23 protein-coding genes are annotated in these 20,328 nt (G+C 71.4%); 10 read left to right on the top strand and 13 right to left on the bottom strand.

Annotation, left to right across the window (positions count from 1 at the left end):
- Positions 1-39 precede the first annotated feature (39 nt).
- On the top strand, positions 40-756 hold the full coding sequence (locus ACCP09_RS10855; RefSeq protein WP_433745481.1) for a flavin reductase family protein: 717 nt from the start codon (positions 40-42) through the stop codon (positions 754-756).
- Here the strand turns inward: ACCP09_RS10855 and ACCP09_RS10850 are convergent.
- The gene (locus tag ACCP09_RS10850; protein ID WP_433745478.1) at positions 740-2,440 is read right to left on the bottom strand and encodes a bifunctional metallophosphatase/5'-nucleotidase; all 1,701 of its coding nucleotides are present in this window, start codon (positions 2,438-2,440) and stop codon (positions 740-742) included. The genes ACCP09_RS10855 and ACCP09_RS10850 overlap by 17 nt on opposite strands.
- Before the next feature lie 171 nt (positions 2,441-2,611).
- Between ACCP09_RS10850 and ACCP09_RS10845 the strand changes: the two genes are divergently transcribed.
- On the top strand, positions 2,612-3,241 hold the full coding sequence (locus tag ACCP09_RS10845; RefSeq protein ID WP_433745475.1) for a VanZ family protein: 630 nt from the start codon (positions 2,612-2,614) through the stop codon (positions 3,239-3,241).
- Between the two features lie 151 nt (positions 3,242-3,392).
- On the opposite strand, the gene ACCP09_RS10840 is transcribed toward ACCP09_RS10845, so the two are convergent.
- The 3 genes from ACCP09_RS10840 to ACCP09_RS10830 form a co-directional block, all read right to left on the bottom strand.
- On the bottom strand, positions 3,393-4,067 hold the full coding sequence (locus tag ACCP09_RS10840) for a class I SAM-dependent methyltransferase (RefSeq protein ID WP_433745472.1): 675 nt from the start codon (positions 4,065-4,067) through the stop codon (positions 3,393-3,395).
- A gap of 18 nt (positions 4,068-4,085) precedes the next feature.
- Positions 4,086-5,075, bottom strand: coding sequence for a methyltransferase (locus tag ACCP09_RS10835; RefSeq protein ID WP_433745469.1), 990 nt, complete (start codon positions 5,073-5,075; stop codon positions 4,086-4,088).
- Positions 5,076-5,210: 135 nt separating this feature from the next.
- Positions 5,211-5,579 (bottom strand): VOC family protein, encoded by a 369-nt coding sequence (locus ACCP09_RS10830; protein WP_027933296.1) that lies wholly within the window; start codon positions 5,577-5,579, stop codon positions 5,211-5,213.
- Here ACCP09_RS10830 and mug point away from each other — a divergent pair.
- From mug to ACCP09_RS10810, 4 genes are all read left to right on the top strand, one after another.
- Positions 5,578-6,132, top strand: a complete 555-nt coding sequence (gene mug / locus ACCP09_RS10825) for a G/U mismatch-specific DNA glycosylase (protein ID WP_433745466.1) — start codon at positions 5,578-5,580, stop codon at positions 6,130-6,132. The genes ACCP09_RS10830 and mug overlap by 2 nt on opposite strands.
- A 201-nt stretch (positions 6,133-6,333) precedes the next feature.
- Positions 6,334-7,107, top strand: a complete 774-nt coding sequence (locus ACCP09_RS10820; RefSeq protein WP_123684430.1) for a response regulator transcription factor — start codon at positions 6,334-6,336, stop codon at positions 7,105-7,107.
- Between the two features lie 129 nt (positions 7,108-7,236).
- The gene (locus ACCP09_RS10815) at positions 7,237-9,078 is read left to right on the top strand and encodes an acyl-CoA dehydrogenase (RefSeq protein ID WP_027933293.1); all 1,842 of its coding nucleotides are present in this window, start codon (positions 7,237-7,239) and stop codon (positions 9,076-9,078) included.
- A 163-nt stretch (positions 9,079-9,241) separates the two neighbouring features.
- Positions 9,242-9,658 (top strand): YciI family protein, encoded by a 417-nt coding sequence (locus ACCP09_RS10810; RefSeq protein WP_123684428.1) that lies wholly within the window; start codon positions 9,242-9,244, stop codon positions 9,656-9,658.
- Between the two features lie 14 nt (positions 9,659-9,672).
- Here ACCP09_RS10810 and ACCP09_RS10805 read toward each other — a convergent pair whose 3' ends face one another.
- Positions 9,673-10,170, bottom strand: coding sequence for an SRPBCC family protein (locus tag ACCP09_RS10805; protein ID WP_433745461.1), 498 nt, complete (start codon positions 10,168-10,170; stop codon positions 9,673-9,675).
- Positions 10,167-10,487: an ArsR/SmtB family transcription factor gene (locus ACCP09_RS10800; protein WP_027933290.1), complete on the bottom strand. Its 321-nt coding sequence runs from the start codon at positions 10,485-10,487 to the stop codon at positions 10,167-10,169. The genes ACCP09_RS10805 and ACCP09_RS10800 overlap by 4 nt, the downstream gene beginning before the upstream one ends.
- A 104-nt stretch (positions 10,488-10,591) precedes the next feature.
- Here ACCP09_RS10800 and ACCP09_RS10795 point away from each other — a divergent pair, with 104 nt between their 5' ends.
- Positions 10,592-10,867 carry a GlsB/YeaQ/YmgE family stress response membrane protein gene (locus tag ACCP09_RS10795; RefSeq protein WP_027933289.1) on the top strand — a complete coding sequence of 92 codons (276 nt, stop codon included), beginning with the start codon at positions 10,592-10,594 and terminating at the stop codon, positions 10,865-10,867.
- 52 nt (positions 10,868-10,919) lie between these two features.
- On the opposite strand, the gene ACCP09_RS10790 is transcribed toward ACCP09_RS10795, so the two are convergent.
- On the bottom strand, positions 10,920-11,285 hold the full coding sequence (locus tag ACCP09_RS10790; RefSeq protein ID WP_433745458.1) for a hypothetical protein: 366 nt from the start codon (positions 11,283-11,285) through the stop codon (positions 10,920-10,922).
- 79 nt (positions 11,286-11,364) lie between these two features.
- On the opposite strand from ACCP09_RS10790, the gene ACCP09_RS10785 reads away from it, so the two are divergent.
- Complete coding sequence (locus ACCP09_RS10785) at positions 11,365-12,054, top strand: leucine-rich repeat domain-containing protein (RefSeq protein WP_433745455.1); 690 nt, start codon at positions 11,365-11,367, stop codon at positions 12,052-12,054.
- Positions 12,055-12,056: 2 nt separating this feature from the next.
- Here ACCP09_RS10785 and ACCP09_RS10780 read toward each other — a convergent pair whose 3' ends face one another.
- From ACCP09_RS10780 to ACCP09_RS10765, 4 genes are all read right to left on the bottom strand, one after another.
- The gene (locus ACCP09_RS10780) at positions 12,057-12,539 is read right to left on the bottom strand and encodes a hypothetical protein (RefSeq protein ID WP_433745452.1); all 483 of its coding nucleotides are present in this window, start codon (positions 12,537-12,539) and stop codon (positions 12,057-12,059) included.
- Between the two features lie 33 nt (positions 12,540-12,572).
- Positions 12,573-14,504, bottom strand: a complete 1,932-nt coding sequence (locus tag ACCP09_RS10775; RefSeq protein WP_433745449.1) for a VanW family protein — start codon at positions 14,502-14,504, stop codon at positions 12,573-12,575.
- A 17-nt stretch (positions 14,505-14,521) separates the two neighbouring features.
- Positions 14,522-14,815 (bottom strand): GroES family chaperonin, encoded by a 294-nt coding sequence (locus tag ACCP09_RS10770; protein ID WP_051079572.1) that lies wholly within the window; start codon positions 14,813-14,815, stop codon positions 14,522-14,524.
- A gap of 71 nt (positions 14,816-14,886) precedes the next feature.
- The gene (locus ACCP09_RS10765; RefSeq protein ID WP_433745446.1) at positions 14,887-16,233 is read right to left on the bottom strand and encodes a carboxypeptidase regulatory-like domain-containing protein; all 1,347 of its coding nucleotides are present in this window, start codon (positions 16,231-16,233) and stop codon (positions 14,887-14,889) included.
- Positions 16,234-16,288: 55 nt separating this feature from the next.
- On the opposite strand from ACCP09_RS10765, the gene ACCP09_RS10760 reads away from it, so the two are divergent.
- The gene (locus ACCP09_RS10760; protein ID WP_433745443.1) at positions 16,289-16,912 is read left to right on the top strand and encodes a TetR/AcrR family transcriptional regulator; all 624 of its coding nucleotides are present in this window, start codon (positions 16,289-16,291) and stop codon (positions 16,910-16,912) included.
- Here ACCP09_RS10760 and ACCP09_RS10755 read toward each other — a convergent pair.
- Both ACCP09_RS10755 and ACCP09_RS10750 read right to left on the bottom strand, forming a co-directional pair.
- Positions 16,863-18,656 carry an NHL domain-containing thioredoxin family protein gene (locus tag ACCP09_RS10755; protein ID WP_433745570.1) on the bottom strand — a complete coding sequence of 598 codons (1,794 nt, stop codon included), beginning with the start codon at positions 18,654-18,656 and terminating at the stop codon, positions 16,863-16,865. The genes ACCP09_RS10760 and ACCP09_RS10755 overlap by 50 nt on opposite strands.
- An 85-nt stretch (positions 18,657-18,741) precedes the next feature.
- Entirely contained in the window at positions 18,742-19,383 is a 642-nt protein-coding gene (locus tag ACCP09_RS10750) for an alpha/beta hydrolase (protein ID WP_433745440.1), read from the bottom strand.
- Between the two features lie 58 nt (positions 19,384-19,441).
- On the opposite strand from ACCP09_RS10750, the gene ACCP09_RS10745 reads away from it, so the two are divergent.
- Complete coding sequence (locus tag ACCP09_RS10745) at positions 19,442-20,284, top strand: SAM-dependent methyltransferase (protein WP_433745437.1); 843 nt, start codon at positions 19,442-19,444, stop codon at positions 20,282-20,284.
- Positions 20,285-20,328: the final 44 nt, after the last annotated feature.

Below are 20,328 nucleotides of genomic sequence, written 5' to 3'. Positions count from 1 at the left end.
CCGCCAGCGGCGCCATCGGCGGATCGTGAAGCTGAAACCGTGACACACGTGGAGATCGAGCCGAACATCCTGTACTTCGGCACGCCGGTGGTGCTCGTCAGCACGGTCGGCGACACCGCCAACCTCGCCCCGATCTCGTCGGCGTTCTGGCTGGGCTGGCGCGCGATCATCGGCATCGGCGCCCGCTCGCAGACCGCGCGGAACCTGCGGCGTACCAGGGAATGCGTGCTGAACCTGCCGTCCGTCCGCGAGGTCGACGCGGTCGACCGGCTCGCCCGCACCACCGGGGCCGCCGAGGTCCCGGAATCCAAGCTGCGCCGGGGATACCGCTACGAGGCGGACAAGTTCGGGGTGGCCGGGCTGACCGCGGTGCCGTCGTCGACGGTCGCGCCGCCGCGCGTCGCGGAGTGCCCGGTGGCCATGGAGGCTGTCGTGGAGGCGATCCACCCGGTCGCGGCGGACGACGAAGCGCAGCTCGGCGGCATCCTGTGCTTCGAACTACGGGTGCAGAAGGTCCACGTGCACGACGAGATCCGCATGCCGGGCACGACGGACCGGATCGACCCGGACCGATGGCGGCCGCTGATCATGAGCTTCCAGGAGTTCTACGGGCTGGGCGGCAAACTACGCCGCTCGGAACTGGCCCAGATCCCGGAGATCCTGTACCGCAGCCCGGACGTCGACCGGGCGAAAACCGGTGTGCGGCCCGGACAACCCGAGCCGCACACCGGGAACGGGACTACGCGACGACGGTGATCCGGTCCGCCGGGGGCGGCGTGACCGGCGAGTGCGCGCCGAAGTACGCGATCAGCGCGTCCAGGTCCACCGGGCCGCCGGCGAGGTCGGTGCCCTTGGTGAACTCGGTGAAGCCGTCCCCGCCGCCGGCGAGGAAGTTGTTCACCGACACCCGGTAGGTCGCCGCCGGGTCGACCGGCGTGCCGTTCACCGTGATGTCCCGCACCTTCGACCCGACCGGCGCGGACGCCGAGTAGGTGTAGTGCAGCGACGACGAGATCTGCAGGATCCGCGTGGTGGTGGCGGTCCACTGCTGCTCGAGCACGTTCTTCAGGTTCGCGCCGGTCAGCGTGATGGTCTGCATGATGTTCCCGAACGGCTGCACGGTGAACGCCTCGCCGTAGGACACCACGCCGTCACCCTCGCCTGCAGGCGAGGACGCGTAGTTCAGGTCGGCGCGGATGCCGCCCGGGTTGGTGATGGCGATCTGCGCGCCGTTGGCCGTGGTGGCCTCGAGCTGCGCGTCGGCGATCACGTCACCGAGGGCCGACTCGCCGGACGGGGCGCCGGCCGCCTTCAGGTCGCCGGTGATGCTCCCGATCTGCTCGTTGGCGATCGGCGCCGCCTTGGTCACGGCCTCGTCGACCAGCTTGGCCACGGCCGGGTCGGGCTTGACGTCGCGGGTGACGATCTCGTTGTGCGCCACGGTCGCGCCGCGCACGACGTCCCGGGTCCGCTCGTCGATCTTGAGGTCCACAACCGACAGCAGGCGGCCGAACGACAGCCCCTGGATCACCGGGCGCGGGTTGCCCGCCGGATCCGCGATCGAGCAGTTGTACTGCTGGTGGCTGTGGCCGGTGAAGATCGCGTCGACGCTCGCCGAGACGCCCTTCGCGATCTGGCTGGCCGGGCCGGGGCTCACGGTGCAGGAGTCCGGGCCGCCGCCCTGCGTGTTGTCGCCCTGGTGCAGCAGCACGACCTGGGCCTTGATGCCGAGCCGGTCGAGCCAGCCGGAGGTCCGGTTGATCGCCTCGACCTCGTCGCCGAACTCCAGGCCCTTGATCGCCTCGGCCGAGACGACCGTCGGCAGGTCCTTCAGCGTGGCGCCGATGACGCCGATCGGCTGGCCGCCGGAGAACTCGACGGTGAACGGCAGCAGCGCGGGCGCTCCGTTGTCGAAGTACACGTTGGAGCCGAGGAACGGGAAGTCCGCGCCGGGGTAGCTGTCGCGGAACTGGCAGCCGTCGGTCGGGTGGCAGCCGCCGAGCTGCATGCGCTGCAGCTCCTGGTAGCCCTCGTCGAACTCGTGGTTGCCGACGACGGAGGCCTGCACGCCCATCTCGTTGAGGAACTCGATGGTCGGTTCGTCGTGGAACAGCGCGGAGGCCACCGGCGAGGCGCCGACGTTGTCGCCCGCGGACAGCAGGATCGAGTTCTTGACCTCGCTCTCCAGCTGCTTGACGTGCGTGGCCAGGTAGGCCGCGCCGCCCGCGTTGACCGTCGAGCCGTCGGGGAGGGTGACGCGACCCGAGGAGCCGGACGGCGGCTCGAGGTTGCCGTGGAAGTCGTTGAAGGTGATCAGCCGGACGTCGGTGGTGCCGGCAGGCTGGGCCGCGGAGGCGGGCGCGGCCGAAACCGTGACGGCGGCCAGCGTCGCGGCGGTGACCGCTACGCAACGTCGCAGCACGCGAGGTGAAGGGGACATCTTTCCTCCGGTCAGGGGCATACCGGCGCGATCTAACCTCCGCCGCGCAACGATCACCAGGTCCGAAAGGTGGAAGGCCGGTTAACTGTCGGCCATTCGGCCGATGCCGGTGATCGTCGCCGGGCTTCTCGGCCGATCCGGCGGGCCTGGTGGTCGCCATAACGTCGAGGCATGACGACAGCGCAGGTCAACGCACTCCACTTCGGACTGATCGGGTTCCTCGCCATCTGGGGGACCGTGCTGGTGCCGCAGCTGGTGCTGCAGCACGTCCGGTTCGGGCGGGTCGTGCCGGGGCGCGTGGTGACGACCGCCACGCTGATCGCCTACGCGTCGTTCGCGCTCGCCGTGACGTTCCTGCCGCTGCCGACCGCAGGCGGGCGTCGGCTGGCCCAGACCATCCAGCTGGTGCCGTTCCAGTGGATCGCGGACGCGCGGCGCGAGGCCGTGGAGGACGGGATCAACGCGCTGTCCACGACGGCCTTCGAGCAGATGACCTTGAACGTGCTGCTGTTCGTGCCGCTGGGGTTGTTCGCGCGGCTGCTGTGGAAGCGGGGGTTCACCGGGAGCATGCTGCTCGGCTTCGCGATCTCGCTGGCCGTGGAGATCACGCAGCTCACCGCGAACTTCGGGACCGCGCCCTTCCAGTACCGGATCTTCGACGTCGACGACCTGATCACCAACACCACGGGCGCCGCGCTCGGCTGGATCGCCGCCACGCTGTTCCTGGTGCTGCGGTCAGCGGTCCAACCGGTCCGCGAGCCTGCGCGGCGCGAGCGGGTCCACCTCACCGAGGCGCGCTAGGGCCGCGGCCCGCTGGTGGGCCTTGCGCCTGGCCGCGCGCCTGTCCTCCCAGGTGACGACCACGCCGGCCGCCAGGAAGACCAGGACTACGAGCCCGAGGACGATCGCGAACTCCACGCCGCCTCCTTTGGCGTCGTGCTTGTGTGGCAGATCACATACCGTACTCGCGTCGTGGTGAATCCGCCACCTCCGTCCGTTTCGCGGCGAACCAGCGGTGGTCCGGGCTGCACCAGTGGGAGAAGCGGAGACCGGCTTCGGCGAGGCGGACCCGCAGCTCGGACTCGGCCAGCCGGCGGGCGGTGAACGGCTGCTCCCACGACCGCCCGCGCGCCTGGTAGCGGACGGTCGCGCTCAGGAGCGGCCCGTCGCGGCTGATGCCGGAGAGACTGACCAGTACCTCGCCGAGCCGGCCGCCGCCCTCGGTGACCGTGTCGAACCAGGACGGCGGGTGCCACTCGACGAGCGCGACGCCGTCGCCGGCGAGGTGCCGCGCCACCGTGGCGAGCAGGGCGCCGCTGTCCGGCTGGTTCACGAGGTGGCTGGCCAGCAGGACGACCGGGAAGCGCCGCCCGAGGTCGAGGCCCTCGATGCGTGCCTGGACCGCTTCGGCGCCGCGGACGTGCGCCAGCATCTCGGGCGAGTCGTCGACCGCGGTGACCGGGTGGCCCAGCTCGATCAGCCGGTGCGCGATGCGGCCGGTGCCGCAGCCCAGGTCGAGCACCGCGGCGCCCGATGGGGCCGCCCGGTGCACGATCTCCGCTTCGCCTGACGGGGGCAGCAGGCGGTAGACCTCGACCGGGCAGCCGTCGGCGGTGGTGGCGTCCATCCGGCCAGTGTCAGCTGGTCAGGGCCGCAGGCGCCAGAGGGACACCACCTCCCGCGATCGGGCCTCCGCGAGCGGGTCCCGGCCGGGGTACCGCCGGCGCGGGGCGTCCAGCCGGTCCACCACGGTGAGGCCCGCGGCTGCGAACCCAGCCAGCAGCTCGGCGCGGGTGCGCAGGCCGACCAGCTCCGCCAGGTCGGACAGGACCAGCCAGGCCTCGCCACCGGGCGCCAAGTGCGCGGCCACGCCGCCGAGGAAACCCGTCAGCATCCGCGATCCGGGGTCGAACACGGCGGCGTCCAGCGGGGAGTGCGCGGCGCCGGGCAGCCAGGGCGGGTTGCACACGACGAGGTCCGCGCGGCCGGCCGGGAACAGGTCCGCCTCCGCCACACGGACCTGGGGCAGCCCGAGCCGCCGCACGTTTTCTCTGGCGCACGCCACGGCGACCGGCGAGATGTCCGTCGCCACCACCTCCGGCACCCCGCGGCGCGCCAGGACCGCCGCCAGCACCCCGGTGCCCGTGCCGATGTCGAACGCGGTCCGGACCACCGGCAGCGGCGCGCTGGCCACCAGCGAGACGTAGTCCTGGCGGGTCGGCGAGAACACGCCGTAGTACGGGTGGATCCGCGCGCCCAGCGCCGCCACGGGCACACCCTTCACCCGCCACTCGTGCGCGCTCAGCATGCCCAGCAGCTCGGTCAGCGGCACCAGTCCCGGCGCGCCACCCGCCGCCTGGACCGCGTCGCGCACGTCCGGTGCGCGCGGCAGGTCGATCCGCAGGTCGGGGCCGAGTTCGACCAGCAGCATGCCGAGCACCCGGGCCCGGTTCCGCCTGGACTGGCGGTAGCGGTAGAAGTCCGCCGAGCGCGTGGGCAAGCGCTTGCCCATGGCGGCGAGCAGGCGGCGGGCGGCCGGGAAATCGTCGCGCCACAGCAGGCGGACGCCTTGCGACGCCAGCCGGACGGCTACTTCAGGGCGCAGGTCGGCGCCGACTTCGATCGGGGGTTCCACGGAAGGCTCCAGGGCAGGGAGCCGCCTTCGGGGGCACGGCCGTCCGAAGACGGCTCGATGTGGGTGTCACAACGGCCGTCACACGGACGGCGCCCACCAGTCCAAGGCCACGCACACGCAGAACACCCGGACAGCCTAGCCCGCCTGGCGTGGCGGGAGCACGCAGAATTCGTTGCCCTCCGGGTCCGCCAGCACCACCCACGGCAGGTCGTCGTCGTCCGACAGCACCCGCGCGCCCAGTTCGACCAGCCGCGCGACCTCGTCGGCCTGGCTGCCTCCCTCCGGCACCAGGTCCAGGTGCAGGCGGTTCTTGACGACCTTGTCCTCGCCGACCGGCTGGAACACCACCATCTCCTGGTCGTCGGAGCCGATGTCGACGTACTCGACGCCCTTGTCGTCCCGCCAGCGCCGGATCTCCTGGTAGCCGAGCGCGCGCGACCAGAACCGCGCGAGCGCTTCGGCGTCGTGGCAGTCGACGGCGACGGCTAATATCCGGCTTCGCATGGCTTCCTCCCGACCCACCAGAGAACAGCTCGCCGCAGCGGCGGGGACGACCATCCCGGACGTCCTCCGGCCCGGCCTGGACGTGTTGTTCTGCGGGATCAATCCCGGCCTCTACTCCGGCGCCACCGGTTACCACTTCGCCCGCCCCGGTAACCGCTTCTGGCCCGCGCTGCACGCGTCCGGCTTCACCCCGCGCCGGTTCGACCCCAGTGAGCAGGACGAACTGCTCGACCTCGGCCTCGGCATCACCAACGTCGTCAACCGCGCCACCGCGCGGGCCGACGAGCTGACCGACGACGAACTCCGCGCCGGCGGCGTCCGGCTCGCCGCGAAGGTCGCGGAGTACCGGCCGTGCTGGCTCGCGGTCGTCGGCATCACCGCGTTCCGGACGGCGTTCGACCGTCCGAAGGCGACCGTCGGGCGCCAGCCGGATCCGCTCGGTGAAACACGCGTGTGGGTACTGCCCAATCCGAGTGGACTCAACGCACACTGGACTCCGACAACACTCGCGGAAGCATTCGCCGACCTGCGGAACTCGGTTTACTCAGAGTAGTGCGCGACACAAGCGGGTGAACCCGCGTCACGCGGACGGCCCTGACGGGTCAGACAATTGACGGGTGTCGGTCGTGGCCGGTTCCAGCAGGGAGGATCGGGTCAAGGCGCCACGGTAGCCCGGGCGGACGTCGAGGGGGGCGGACCGTCCGGGCGGTGCTGCTCCCACGGCCGGCCTTGCCGAGACGAGGTTCTTTTCGTGATGACGCGCAGTAACGACCCCGGCAGGGTGCCGCAGGGACCGCCGGCCGGCCGCAGCGTGGGTGTCGCCGCTGTGGACCCGGTGCCCATCTACCGCGAGGGCCTGTCCGGGCTCGTGCAGCGCACGCAGGGGATGCACTGGGCGGGCCAGGCCATCAACCCGCACGGCGCGCTGCAGCTCGCCGAGCAGATCCATCCCGACGTCATCCTCGTGGACTCCGGCCTCGACCCCCACGGGCACCTCAGCAAGCTGCTGATCGCCGGCGACCCGGCGTTGATCGTGATCGCGCTGGTCCGGGAGGCCAACCGCACCCCCGCGTTCCTGCACGACGCCATCGCGGCCGGTGTGCACGCCGCCATCCCGCGCTCGGCCGAGTCACGCCGCCTGGTCGAGGGCATCCGCCGCGCCTACCTCGACCGCCGCTACGTCGATCCGTCCCTGGCCAACCTCGTGTCCGCGGCGCGCCAGTCCGCCAGCGCCGCCGCGGTGCGCCGCGCCCAGATGCCGTTGTCCCGCCGCGAGTACCAGGTGCTGCAGCTCGTCGCCGAGGGACTGGAGAACGCGGGTATCGCGAAGGTCCTCTACCTCTCCGTGGAGACCGTGCGCACGCATGTGAAGAGCATCCTGCGCAAGCTCTCCGCCCGTGACCGGACGCACGCCGTGACGATCGCCTTCCGCGCCGGGATCCTGGTGGCCCAGCCCGACGACGGCCCGGAACAGCGGGTTTCGCCCGGTTCGACGGCTCCCGGGGTGGTCGAGTACCGCTCCCGGTAGCGGATCCGTGCGTCACAACAGGCTGGTTTCGCTTGCCGCGGTTACCCACAGGTAATATCCTGATGTTACCGGCCAGTAGGGGACCAGCATGCGCCCAGCCGGAAACCCGATCGACAACGGAGCGACGACATGGGCCACTACAAGTCCAACGTGCGAGACCTCGAGTTCAACCTGTTCGAGGTCCTGAACGTCCAGGAGCGCCTCGGCAAGGGAGTCCTCGCGGACTCCGACGAGGAGACCGCGCGCGGCGCGCTGCAGGAGCTCAACAACCTCGCGGTAGGCCCGCTGGCCGAGTCCTTCGCCGACGCCGACCGCAACCCGCCGGTGTACGACCCGAAGACGTTCTCGGCCACCCTGCCCGAGTCGTTCAAGAAGAGCTACCAGCAGCTCTGGGACGGCGAGTGGTGGCGGCTGGGCCTCACCAACGACCTCGGCGGCCTCGGCCTGCCCCCGACCGTGCAGTGGGCGGCGGCCGAGCTGATCCTCGGCGCCAACCCGGCCCTGTTCATGTACATGGCGGGCCCGAACTTCGCGATGATCCTCGACCGCAACGGCACCGAGGAGCAGAAGCGCTGGGCGCGGATCATGATCGACCGCGCGTGGGGCGCCACGATGGTCCTCACCGAGCCGGACGCGGGCTCGGACGTCGGCGCCGGCCGTACCAAGGCCGTCCTGCAGGAGGACGGCAGCTGGCACCTGGACGGCGTGAAGCGGTTCATCACCTCCGCCGACCAGGACATGACCGAGAACATCATGCACCTGGTGCTGGCCCGTCCCGAGGGTCCGGGCATCGAGGCCAAGCCGGGCACCAAGGGCCTGTCGCTGTTCCTCGTGCCGAAGTTCCACTTCGACACCAACACCGGTGAGCTGGGCGAGCGGAACGGCGCGTTCGTCACCAACGTCGAGCACAAGATGGGCCTGAAGGTCTCGACCACCTGTGAGCTGACCTTCGGCCAGCACGGCATCCCGGCCAAGGGCTGGCTGCTCGGCGAGGTGCACGACGGCATCGCGCAGATGTTCCAGGTCATCGAGTACGCCCGGATGATGGTCGGCACCAAGGCCATCGCCACGCTGTCCACCGGCTACCTCAACGCGCTGGAGTTCGCCAAGGAGCGCGTGCAGGGCGCCGACCTGACCCAGATGACCGACAAGACCGCGCCACGGGTCACCATCACGCACCACCCGGACGTGCGCCGCTCGCTGATGCTGCAGAAGGCCTACGCCGAGGGCCTGCGCGCCGTGTACCTCTATACGGCGTCCTTCCAGGACCAGGTGTGGACCGGTGAGGGTGACGAGGAGTCGCTGAAGCTGGCCGAGCGGGTCAACGACCTGCTGCTGCCGATCGTCAAGGGCGTCGGCTCCGAGCGCGCCACCGAGCAGCTCGTGCAGTCGCTGCAGACCCTGGGCGGCTCCGGCTTCCTGCAGGACTACCCGATCGAGCAGTACATCCGCGACGCGAAGATCGACTCGCTGTACGAGGGCACCACGGCCATCCAGTCGCAGGACTTCTTCTTCCGGAAGATCGTCCGCGACAAGGGCCAGGCGCTGGGCTACATCGCGAACGAGATCACCAAGTTCATCGACTCCGAGGCGGGCAACGGCCGGCTGAAGAACGAGCGTGAGCTGCTCAAGCGCGCCCTGGAGGACGTGCAGGGCATGCTCGGCGCGATGATCGGCTACCTGACCTCGTCGCAGGAGGACGTCAAGAACCTGTACAAGGTCGGCCAGCACACCGTCCGGTTCCTGATGTCGGCGGGCGACCTGCTGGTGGGCTGGCAGCTGCTGCGCCAGGCCGAGATCGCGCTGACCAAGCTGGACGGCGCATCGGCCAAGGACCAGGCGTTCTACCAGGGCAAGATCGCGGTGGCGTCGTTCTTCGCCAAGCAGGTGCTGCCCGAGCTGACCGCGCGCCGCGCGGTCGTCGAGGCCGCCGACAACGACCTCATGGAGGTCCCCGAGTCGGCGTTCTGATCTCCCCGTAGATCCCCCACGGAAGGCCCTCTCGCCAGCGCGAGGGGGCCTTCCGCGTGTTCGCCGGAAAAAAAATCGCGCGTCGGTGTCGAGAACCCGTGATCGGCTCCGTCTCCGGTGCGAACGCGGCCAGAATGGGCCGCACCACACCGAGGAGAAGATCATGGCCAAGTACCTGCTGCTCAAGCACTACCGGGGCGCTCCGGCGGCGGTCAACGACGTGCCGATGGATCAGTGGACGCCGGAGGAGGTCACCGCGCACGTGCAGTACATGCGGGATTTCGCGGCCCGGTTGGAGGAGACCGGTGAGTTCGTCGACGGTCAGGCGCTGGCGCCGGAGGGGACGTGGGTGCGCTACGACGGGGAGGGGCGTCCGCCGGTGACCGATGGGCCGTTCCCGGAGACCAAGGACCTGATCGCCGGCTGGATGGTGATCGACGTGGACAGCCACGAGCGTGCGGTCGAGCTGGCCGGGGAACTGTCGGCCGCGCCCGGGGCGGGCGGGAAGCCGATCCACGAATGGCTCGAGCTGCGCCCCTTCCTGGCCCCGCCGCCCGACGTGGCCCACTGCCACGAATGATCGCTGACGGAGCGTCAGGTCCAGGACGGGTAGGCCGGGGCGACGGCGGCGTAGCGCTGCCCCCAGGCCGGCAGCTCGGCGCCGGCCAGGTGGGCGGCCAGCCGGTCGAAGAAGGCGTGCGTGCCCGGGATGAAGCCCCGGGCGTTGCGCACCGACAGGCCCCGGTGGGTGAACTTCAGCAGGGTGCCGTCGGGCGTCTCGCTCAGCTCGTAGCGGACCACTCCGTCCTCGACAATGCGCTGGCGCCACTCGTGCTCGAACACGTGCGGCGGCTGCCACACGAGGATGCGCCCGGTCATGCGCTTGGCGTCGTCGGGCGCGGGCGGGTCCTCGGGCAGCATCTCGATGGTGCCCGTCTCGGTGTCCAGGACCGTTTCGCCGAACCACGCCCGCCGCTGCGCGGGATCGGTGATCGCGGCCCACACCGTCTCGATCGGGAAGGGCAGGTGGCGCTCGAAGCGGATGACCGCCGCCTCACCGTCGGTTTCGATCGTGCCGTTCTCGGAGCTCACTTCTGGTGTCCTTCCTGGTTGCGCGCCAGGTGGCGCTCGAGGGAATCGAGGTGGCGCGCCCAGTAGCGGCGGTACCGGCCGAGCCACTTGTCGATCTCGGCCAAGCCGTCCGGGCGCAACGCGTAGATCCGGCGTTGCCCGTCCGGGCGAACTTCGACCAGCCCGACCTCCCGCAGGATCCGCAGGTGGCGGGACACCGCCGGTTGGGTGAGGCCGGGCAGCGCCGCGACCAGATCACCCGCGGGAAGCTCGCCCTGGGCCAGAAGGTCCAGCAGGGTGCGCCTGCTGGGCTCGGCCACCGCTTCGAAGACGTCCACCCGCGAAGTATTACACAAGACGTATATAAGCGCTAGCAAATATGCGGGTTTGAACGCGGCGCGGGAAGGTACCCCGGAAGCACACCGAAGCTGAAGGAGTTGCGATGACAATCGGTGGAATCATCAGCGCGATCGTCGTTGGTTTGATCATCGGCGCGCTCGGTCGGCTGATCGCACCCGGCAAGCAGGGGATTCCGATCTGGCTCACGATCATCGTCGGTATCGTCGCGGCGTTCATCGGCACCGCGATCGCGCGTGGCATCGGCTACGCGGACACCGAGGGCTTCGACTGGCTGGAGCTGATCACGCAGGTGGTCATCGCGGCGATCGGGGTCTCGCTGGTCAGCGGGATGTACGGCCGACGGAAACTGACCAGGTAACGCATCCGGACGTGGTGCCCGGGAAGGTCCGCCTTCCCGGGCACGTTCGCGTTCAGGACCGGAACGCGGCGCAGCCGACGGCCACGAACGACTGCTGGGGCGAGCGCCACAGCACCTCGGCCCACCGGTTGTCGGTCAGCTGCTTGCCGTCGGCTCCGACGCAGGTGTACTGCCCGCCCGTGACGACCTGCCCGCACGGCAGGTCCCGCTCCGGCGCGTGCACGCAGGTCGTGTAGTTCGTGCAGGTCAGCGTGTGCAGCAGCGCCGATCCGACGTCCGCGGCCGCCCGGACGTTCAGCTTGCAGCCGTTCTGCGGCGAGGCGTGCACCAGGGCCGGCTCGCCCTCCGCGGCCGTGGCCGTCCCGGGCAGCACCACCACCGCCGCGGCCGCCGCCAGCATGACCAGGGACTTCTTCACGGGGATCCTCCCTCTCTCGAGAACGGTGACGGAGGGTATCGGAACGTGCGCGGAGTGATCGCGCCGGTATGTTCCCCCGATGGACCTCGACCACCAGGGCCTCACCCGGCTGCCCGAGCTGCCCGCCGGTCTGAAGTACCTGAGCGCCTACGACAACGAGCTGACCGAGCTGCCGGACGAGCTGTGGGACCTCGACCGGCTGGCCGTCCTGAACCTGGCCGCGAACCGGTTGACCTCGATCCCGGCCGGCATCGCGCGGCTGACCTCGCTGCACACCCTCGACCTCGGCCACAACCAGCTCACCGAACTGCCCGCCGAGCTGGGCGACCTGCCGAACCTGACCGAGTACCTGTACCTCTCGGACAACCGCCTGACGACCCTGCCGGACTCGATGACCAGGCTCGGCCGGCTGCGCTACCTGAGCGCGACGGACAACGGGCTGAAGTCGCTGCCCTCGGACCTGTCGGGCCTGCGTGAGCTGCGCGAACTGCGCCTGTACCGCAACGACCTGCACGAGCTGCCGGACAGCATCGGCGAGCTGAGCAAGCTGCGGGAGCTGCACCTGCGCGGCAACCACCTCACGGAGCTGCCCGCGTCCATCGGCAAGCTGCACGACCTGCGGTACCTGGATCTGCGGGAGAACGAGCTGCGCACGCTGCCGGCCGGGCTCGCCGCGTTGCCGCTGGTGAAGCTCGACCTGCGCTGGAACCGGTGGCTGGAGACCCCGGACTGGCTCGACGACCTCGACGACTGCCTCGTGCTGCGCTGAGGTCAGGCGACCACGGCCAGCAGGGTGGTCACCGCCTCGGCGAGTTCGCGGTCGCCGTCGAGGTCCGCGCGACGGCGTGCCTCGTCGACGGAGATGCCCCGCGTGGCCAGGCGCCAGAAGTCGCCAGGCCGCATGGTGACACTGGCGGCTGGTTCGCCCCTGGTGGCCATCCGCCAGCGCTGCCCGTCCGACCGGGCGTGCCACGTCCCGCCGTCGTGGAGGACGACCCGCACCACGGTGCCCTCCGGGCGAACCACGTCTCGCAGCGTGTGGGGCAGCGCGCGCATGAACGCGTCGAGCATCGGGCGCACCAGCTCGGGCCCGTCCGCGCCGGGCCGCCCCACCGCGTCCCGGATCTGTTGCTGGACGGCTTCGCCGGGGCGAAGTTCGCCAACGACAAGACCCTGCCCGCCTACCTGGCCCGGGTCAACGACGAGTTCGTCCGCGCGATGCGGCAGGTCCAGCACCGGTCCGAAGATCTCCACCACCGGATGCTGACAGCGGCCCCGGCGGCTCCGCTACCGGGTTTCCGGGCCGTGGCCGGGCTCGGAGCTCACCCCGAAACCACACAGCACGGCCGGCTTCGGGGCGTACGTGACGGTCCTGGTGTCGCGGCGGACCTCGGCTCCCGTGGTCACGTCGTAGAGCACCCGGGTGTCGGTCGTGGTGAAGCCGGGGCGGCCGCCGGACGGGCGGCAGTCCGGGCCGGGGCCGCCGGGCTGCAGGGGCGGTGGCCGGAAGTCCGAGAACGAACCGGTCGAGGACTCCACGCGGTACTGCTTCGTGCCCCAGATCTTCACCGTGACGCTGCCGCCGGACACCGACGCCTGGATCGCCACCCCGCTCTTGAGACTGTCGGTGAACTTCAGGTCCACCGCCGCCCCGTCGGCGGTGATCGCGACGGCGTCCCGGCCGGCCGGGTAGCGGTCCAGGTGGTAGCTGTGCTCGGTGTGCCCGGCGTCGGTCAGGCCCGCGAAGTACGCCGCGTTGTAGAGGGTGGTCGCCAGCTGCGACGAGCCGCCGCCGATGACCTCTGGGCCGAACCCGTCCTCGTTGACCGGCGCCGGGACGTACCCCTGCGACTGGCTGCGGGCGCCCACCCGCGCGTTGAGGCTGAACGTCTCGCCGGGCCGCAGGATCGTGCCGTTCACCTTGTCCGCCATGATCCGCGCGTTCGTCGCGGCCGGGCCGGACAGCCCGCTGGTGGTGAACTCGCCGACGACCTCCTTGATGCCCAGCGCGTTCGCGTCCTCGGTGGTGGTCTCGGGACGCGTCGTCTGGTAGCGCACCGCCAGGTCGCGGCCGTCCGGCTTGGCGAGGACGTCCATCAGCGGCTGGAACGTCCGGTTCCAGTCGATCTTGCGCGCGTCCTCGGACGGCTGGACGGCGGGCGCACCACCGGCGAACACGATTTGCGCGTCCTTGCCGCGCTTCTCCGTGGACGCCAGCGGGTCCCGCACCGCCTGCTGCAGCTTCACCGGATCGGCCTCGACCCGCAGCGCGCCGCCGTCGGCCGGGCTGAACTTCAGGGCGGCGGCGATCGCGCTGGGCTTGAGCACCGCGTCGGCGCCGTCGCCGTGCAGCGTGACCGGCTTGGCGACCGCGGGCGCGACCAGCCGCTCCAGCGCCGAGTGCACCCCGGCCGAGGTGACCTTGACCGGCGTCAGCACGACCGGCAGCCGCACGCCGCTCTTGTCCAGCCAGGTCGCACGCAGGATGTCCCCGGCGCCCTTGACGTCGACCAGGTCCTGCCCGTCGCGCGGCTCGATCGGGTACGGGTTCACCCCGCCGTCGGTGCCCGGCACCGTCACGAACCCGATGCTGCCCTCGGTCGGCGGGTGGTTGATGCGCTCGGCGGCCAGCCGCGCGATCGACTGGTGCAGCTCGTCCGGGTCGGTCGACGTGACGACCCCGACCTCGCGGGTGCGGAAGAACGACGTGATCCGGTCGAGCGGGTCGAGCGGCTGCCGCCCGGCCTGCACGACGGTCGACGACCAGTCGACAGACAGGCCCGACCGCGCCGGGTCGAGCGTGGTGCGCACGTCGCCGGCCTCGATCGGGACCGGCGCGTTCAGGCGCGGGCCCAGCTCGCGGCGCAGCTTCGCCTCGGCGTCGTCCCGGCTGAGCCCGCCGACCTTCACACCGGCGACCGTGACCCCGCGCGGGACGTCACCGGCGCTGACGATCAGGTCCGCGCCGTAGAGGATGACCCCGACGCCCAGCAGGCAGCCGGCGACCATGAGCGCGCGGGCCAGGAAGCGCTTGCCGGGCGACGGTGGCGCCGCTGGGGCGTCGCCGACCTCGAGAAGCTCGCCGGCCAGTGCGTCCTCGGTCGCGTCGAGCGGGTCGTCCAGCAGGAACTCGGCGGGCGGACGCGGTCCGACCGCGGTCTCGGCGTCCCGGAGGGAATCGAGGTCCCGCTCCGGCCAGTACTGGTCGTCCCGCCCCACGCTTCCTCCCGGACGCGTTACAAGTACAGGCCCGTCCCGTGCTCCGTGCGCTCGGTGGCCACCGCGTGGATGTCGCGCTCCCGCATCACCAGGTACGCCTCGCCCTGGACCTCGACCTCGAGCTGGTCCTCGGGGTTGAACAGCACGCGGTCGCCGACCTTCACGTTCCGTACATTACTGCCTACCCCCAGTACGTCGCCCCACGCGAGACGGCGCGCCACCTGAGCGGTCGCCGGAATCACGATGCCGCCGCTGCTGCGGCGCTCTCCCTCCTCCGCGGAGACCCGGACGAGGACGCGGTCGTGCAGCATCTGGATTTCCAGCTTCGCCGCGGCGTCCGGCAGGTTCTTGGCTTCCGACACGCCGGTAATGCTACGTGCCCTCAGCGTGCCGCGGAGACCAGCGGTTGCCGTCCGCGCAGGGTGAAGTCCCGGTGCGTGGTCCCGCCCTCGCGCACGAGCGCGCGGCTCGCGGTCGCCTCGAACCCGGGCGCGGAGACGACCAGGTCGACGAACTGCTCCGGCAGACCGGCGACCGCGTAGCGGCCCTCGTCGTCGGCCGTCGTGCGGACGAGCTGGTGCCCGCGGCCGTCCATCACCGTCACCGCGGCCCCCGGGACCGGTGAACCGTCGGCCGCGCGGACCGCGCCGGTCAGCGTCGGCACCGGCTCGCCGAAGTGGCGGTGGTGCGCCGGGACCGCGGTCGGCTGCGGCATCTCGAAGACCGGGTCCTCGACCGGCGGCTCGTCGACGGCGCCCGCCGTGCGGCGCTGGATGAGCGCGTGACCGGCGATCAGCACGACGCCGAGCAGGACCCACCCGCACAGCACCAGCACCGGGCGCAGCACGCCCCGCCCGTCGAAGTAGAAGATGCCGCGCAGGGCCTCGATCAGGTTGCCCATCGGGAAGACGGGGTGCAGCGCGCGGAAGAACCCGGGCACCATCTGGACCGGCACCGCGCCGCCGCTGGACGGCATCGACAGCAGCACGAACAGGCCCATCGCCACCCCCGGGAACCACTGCTTGACCAGCGGCACCAGGCCGAACGAGGTGAGCGAGACGGCCTGCGTGAGCAGGAACGCGACGGGGATCGCGACCGGGTCGTTCGGGATGACGTCCATCGCGACGCCGCCCGCGTAGCCGATGAGGGTGAGCAGGGCGCCGAAGCCGACCAGCGTGGCGACCTTGGCGCGGCGGCTCAGCGTGACCGCCCGCAGCAACATCATCACGACGATGTAGCTGGGGATGTTCCAGATCAGCACCAGGTAGAACAGGCCGGTGCCCATCGCGTCGCCGGGTTCGGTCGGCGCGAGGTCGACGACGGTGAGCGCGTGCCCGGTCTGGGCCGCGACCGGGGCGAAGGCCTGGTTGAGGAACGATTCGAGCAGGTAGCCGTCGGCCTTGGCGACGAACAGCGTCGGGTGCGCCGGATCGGCGGAGTAGGCGGCGGTCGCGTCGCGGTCGAGCACCGCCTGGCGGGCCTGGTCGGCGGTGGCGACCGGCTGGATGTCGAACGCGCCCGGGCTCGCCTGGCCCAGAGCCGCCTCGATGCGTGCCGCGGCGGTCTCGTCGGCGACCGCGACCTCGATGTGATGCGGCGACGGCGCGTGGAACGCGAGCAGGTAGCAGAAGACGAAGCCGAGGGCGAAGAAGACCGGGAACCAGAGGCTTTCGGCCAGGGTGCGGAGCTTTCCGGGTTCTTGTTCCTGGGTTTCGACATGTTCCGCCATGCTGTCAGGTTATCACTTTTTGCACGCGCTGCAAAAATGCAGTACTGTAAGAATCGTGAGCCCGCCCACCGGTCTGCGCGAGCGCAAGAAGGAAGCCACCCGCGAAGCCCTCCGCCACGCGGCCGTCACGCTGTACCGGCGGCACGGGCCGGACGCGGTGACCGTCGAGGACATCTGCGCGGCCGCCGGGGTGTCGCCGCGGACGTTCTTCAACTACTTCGCGACCAAGGACGAGGCCGTGTTGTCGCTGGACATCGCGGCCGCCACGCTCGGGCGGCGCATCGCGGACCGGCCCGCGGACGAGCCGCCGCTGGCGGCGTTGCGGGCGGTGTTCGCCGGGCGCTTCGCCGAACTGGCCGCCACCGACGTGTGGACCGAGCGGACGCTGCTGCTGCGCGAGCACCCGGAGCTGATGCCGCGGGTGGCGCAGGCCAACCGCGCGCTCGAAGAGGCGGTGGCCGGGGCGCTGGCCGCGCGCACCGGGCTGCCGGTGGACGACCTCTACGTGCGGACCACGGCCGCGGCCGCGATCGGCGCGAACCGGGCCGCCATCGGACGCTGGCAGCCCGGTTCGGATCCGGACCTGGTCACGTTGTTCCACCAGGCCATGGACGTGCTGGAGAGCGCCTTCACGCCCCCGCGAGGATCAGCTGGAGGCGGTCCGGCCCGTCCGGCGTGATCCGGATCGGCACGCCCCAGTCCTGCCGGGTGACCCGGCAGACCGGGTGCTCGGCGTCGGAGTCGCAGCTCGCGGCCTGCGCCACGACCTGCAGCACACCCTCGGTGTGCCCCTCGGCGATCTTGAGCGTGCGGGTCAGCTCGGTGCCGGTGCCCTCGCCCTCGGCCAGCAGCTCCGGCGGCGCGGCCGTCACCTGCAGGCGGGTCGACGGGCCGAACCGGTCGTCGAGCTTCTCGCCCGGCGGCGGGGTGAAGACGACGGAGAACTCGACCGTGCCGGCCGCCAGCTCGGTCGGCGGACGGCGCACGGCGAGCGCGTCCCCGGCGACCTGCTGCCCGTCCGCGGTCAGCGGCAGCGCGGTGAGGCGGTGCGCGGCCGACTCGACGACCAGCAGCGCGTCCCCGGTGACCAGCAGGCCGGACGGCTCGGCGAGGTCCGTGGCGAGCGTGGCGACCTTGCCGCTCGCCGGGTCGTAGTGGCGGATGGCGCCGTTGTACGTGTCCGCGATGGCGATCGTGCCGTCGGTCAGCACCGCGACGCCCAGCGGGTGCTGCAGCAGCGCGTCCGCGGCGTCGCCGTCCCGGTGGCCGAAGGAGAACAGGTCGGTGCCGATCGCGGTGTGCACGGCGCCGTCCTCGAGGTAGCGCAGCGCGGAGGTCTCGGCGTCGGCGAGCCACAACCGGTCGCCCTGGACCGCCAGGCCGGAGGTCTGCGCGAAGAACGCCTCGGCGGCCGCGCCGTCGCGCAGGCCCTCGACGGTCGTGCCGGCGAACCGGGAGATCCGGCCGGTGCGCGGGTCGAACAGGCCCAGCGTGTGGTTGCCCGCCATCGCGACGACCGCGCCACCCGCGGGCTCCCACCAGATCACGTCCCACGGGCTGGTGAGGTCGATCGACAGCGCGTCGCCGTCGGTCTCGCCGTCGCGCCACTGGCTGCCGGTGCCGGCGACCGTGGTGACCTCGCCGGTGACCAGGTCAACGCCACGCAGCAGGTGGTTCGCCGTATCGGCGACGAGCAGGTGGTACCCGGCCTGGTCGGCGACCTCGGCGGGCAGCAGCGTGAGACCGGACGGCTCGGCGAAGCTCGCGACGTCGAAGGCGCCGTCGGCGCGGCCGCGGGCGCCGCTGCCGAAGCGGCGGATCAGGGTCTCGCCGTCGGAGGCGAACTCGGCGATCGAGTGGTTGCCGGTGTCGGCGACCAGGATGCGGCCCTCGGCGGTGACCACCGCCTTGCTCGGGAAGCGCAGGTCGGCTGGCTGCTCCTCGACCGGCACGTACGGGTTGCCGCCGCGGCGCAGCGTGCCCTTCGCGTCGTGGGTCTCGACGAGCTCCGCAATGACCCGGCGCAACGCCTCGGCGTGCCCCTCGCCGGCGGCGGTGTGCACGACGTAGCCCTGCGGGTCGACGACCACCAGGGTCGGCCAGGCCTTCACGGCGTACTGCGACCAAGTCGTCATGTCCGGGTCGTTGAGCACGGGGTGGTGCACCTCGTAGCGGCGCACGGCCGCCTCGATGGCCGCGGCCTCGCCCTCGTGCAGGAACTTCGGCGAGTGCACGCCGATCGTGACGAGCACGTCGGCGAACTCCTCCTCCAGCGGGCGCAGCTCGTCGAGGACGTGCAGGCAGTTGATGCAGCCCGAGGTCCAGAAGTCGAGCAGCACGATCTTGCCGCGCAGCTGGGCCAGCGTGACGGTCTCGCCGCCGGTGTTCAGCCACACGTCGCCGGCGAGTTCGGGCGCGCGCACGCGCGCCTGGCGTTGCTCTGATGCCACGCAACGGTTCAACGAGACGCGGGAATCCGCTTGTTCCCGCAGCTCACGATGTGGAATCTCACAGCCGCTCCAGCGCGGCCGCGATGGTGGCGGGGTCGGTGAGCGGCGCGAGGTGGTGGGCGTCCAGGCGCTGCACGGGCCAGCCGCGCTCGGCGGCTTCGCGGGCCTCCTCGTCGTAGGCGGCGCTGAGCTGGAGGTAGGCGCTGGGCGGTTCGGCTTCCGCGGGCGCGGGTTCGGTGAAGTAGGCGAGCGGGACGCGGGGCAGCCCGGCCAGGAACTCGTCGCGGGTCCCCGGGTCGGGCAGCAGGTCCTCGACCGTGCCGGGCGGGAACCACTCGTGCCACGGCGGGAGCCTGCCGTCGGTCGCCAGGTCGCGCAGGCGCTGAGCCAGCTCGGGCGGCGCGGTGTCGAACCAGCTCCGGCCCGGGTGCGGCAGGAGGGCGTCGACGAACACGGCCCGCGCTGCGCCGGTGCGGGCGGCGATCCCGGGGACCAGCGCACCCGCGCCGCTGTGCACCACGAGCGTGCCGGATTCGGTGACCGCGTCGAAGAGCCGCGGGTAGTACGGGCCCGGCCCGTCGAGCGCGGTGACCAGCGACGGGGTGGCCACGCGGTGGCCGCGCGAGCGGAGTTCGGCGGCGACCCGCTGCCAGGTCTGCGGACCCACGAGCGGGCTGTGCACCAGGACGAATTCGCCCATCGCATCTCCAAACGGGCAATTCATTTCGGATCACATGTGGACTTCGTTGATCACTACCATGGGGCGCATGGACGAGGCGTTGCGCGCTGTGGAGAACAGTCTGGACCGCCCGTCCGCGGCGCGGGTCTACGACTACTTCATCGGCGGCACGACGAACTACGCGATCGACCGGGAGTTCGCGCAGAAGATCCGGCGCAGGCTGCCGTTGATCGGCGAGTACATGAAGACCAGCAGGCAGTTCCTCGGCCGCGCGGTGCGGGAGTGCGCGCGGCTGGGGGTGCGGCAGTTCGTCGACATCGGGTCGGGGCTGCCGACGGCGGGCAACGTGCACGACGTCGCCGACGACGCGCGCCCGCAGCGGGACACCCGGGTCGTGTACGTGGACAACGAGCCGGTCGCGCTCGCGCACTCGCAGCTGCTGCTGGCCGACACCGCGGACCCGGCGCGGCACGTGGCGATCGCCGCCGACTTCATGCACGCCGAGGACCTGTGGGAACGGGTGCTGGACACCGGCATGGTCGACGCACGGCAGCCGGTCGCGCTCGTGATCAACGCGGTGCTGCACTTCATCAAGGACGCCGACGACCCGGACAGCCGGGTGGCCTACTTCCGGAACCGGCTCGCACCGGGCTCGCTGCTGGTGCTGTCGCAGATGACGAACGAGAACCCGCGCAGCGACGAGGAACGGCGTGCGCTGGCCGACCTGGTGGAGTACTACGAGGGCACCACGAACCCCGGGCAGCTGCGCACCCGCGCCGAGTTCGCCCGCTTCTTCGGCGACTGGGAGCTGATCGAACCGGGGCTGGTGTACGCGCCGGCGTGGCACCCGAACCGGGCCACCCTGTTCAAGAACGCGCCCTCGGAGTCGCGCGTGCTCGGCGGGGTGGCCCGCAAGCCCTGAGCGAACACGCTTCCGGCAGCCGCCGGGCGCTGCCAGATTGGGGG

Origin of the sequence: Amycolatopsis sp. 3B14 (assembly GCF_050958625.1) — a bacterium.
Lineage (GTDB): Bacteria > Actinomycetota > Actinomycetes > Mycobacteriales > Pseudonocardiaceae > Amycolatopsis_E > Amycolatopsis_E thermoflava.
Note: the sequence above shows the minus strand (reverse complement) of the source record. Positions and strands in the feature narration are given on the sequence as shown.

What these genes read in the sequence shown, in the direction of transcription:
- ACCP09_RS10765 (WP_433745446.1), bottom strand. Translation starts at nt 16,233, where the DNA reads ATGGCGGAACATGTCGAAACCCAGGAACAAGAACCCGGAAAGCTCCGC.
- mug (WP_433745466.1), top strand. Translation starts at nt 5,578, where the DNA reads ATGGCTTCCTCCCGACCCACCAGAGAACAGCTCGCCGCAGCGGCGGGG.
- ACCP09_RS10785 (WP_433745455.1), top strand. Translation starts at nt 11,365, where the DNA reads ATGGACCTCGACCACCAGGGCCTCACCCGGCTGCCCGAGCTGCCCGCC.
- ACCP09_RS10820 (WP_123684430.1), top strand. Translation starts at nt 6,334, where the DNA reads ATGACGCGCAGTAACGACCCCGGCAGGGTGCCGCAGGGACCGCCGGCC.
- ACCP09_RS10770 (WP_051079572.1), bottom strand. Translation starts at nt 14,815, where the DNA reads ATGCTGCACGACCGCGTCCTCGTCCGGGTCTCCGCGGAGGAGGGAGAG.
- ACCP09_RS10850 (WP_433745478.1), bottom strand. Translation starts at nt 2,440, where the DNA reads ATGTCCCCTTCACCTCGCGTGCTGCGACGTTGCGTAGCGGTCACCGCC.
- ACCP09_RS10845 (WP_433745475.1), top strand. Translation starts at nt 2,612, where the DNA reads ATGACGACAGCGCAGGTCAACGCACTCCACTTCGGACTGATCGGGTTC.
- ACCP09_RS10750 (WP_433745440.1), bottom strand. Translation starts at nt 19,383, where the DNA reads ATGGGCGAATTCGTCCTGGTGCACAGCCCGCTCGTGGGTCCGCAGACC.
- ACCP09_RS10795 (WP_027933289.1), top strand. Translation starts at nt 10,592, where the DNA reads ATGACAATCGGTGGAATCATCAGCGCGATCGTCGTTGGTTTGATCATC.
- ACCP09_RS10745 (WP_433745437.1), top strand. Translation starts at nt 19,442, where the DNA reads ATGGGGCGCATGGACGAGGCGTTGCGCGCTGTGGAGAACAGTCTGGAC.
- ACCP09_RS10840 (WP_433745472.1), bottom strand. Translation starts at nt 4,067, where the DNA reads ATGGACGCCACCACCGCCGACGGCTGCCCGGTCGAGGTCTACCGCCTG.
- ACCP09_RS10815 (WP_027933293.1), top strand. Translation starts at nt 7,237, where the DNA reads ATGGGCCACTACAAGTCCAACGTGCGAGACCTCGAGTTCAACCTGTTC.
- ACCP09_RS10810 (WP_123684428.1), top strand. Translation starts at nt 9,242, where the DNA reads ATGGCCAAGTACCTGCTGCTCAAGCACTACCGGGGCGCTCCGGCGGCG.
- ACCP09_RS10830 (WP_027933296.1), bottom strand. Translation starts at nt 5,579, where the DNA reads ATGCGAAGCCGGATATTAGCCGTCGCCGTCGACTGCCACGACGCCGAA.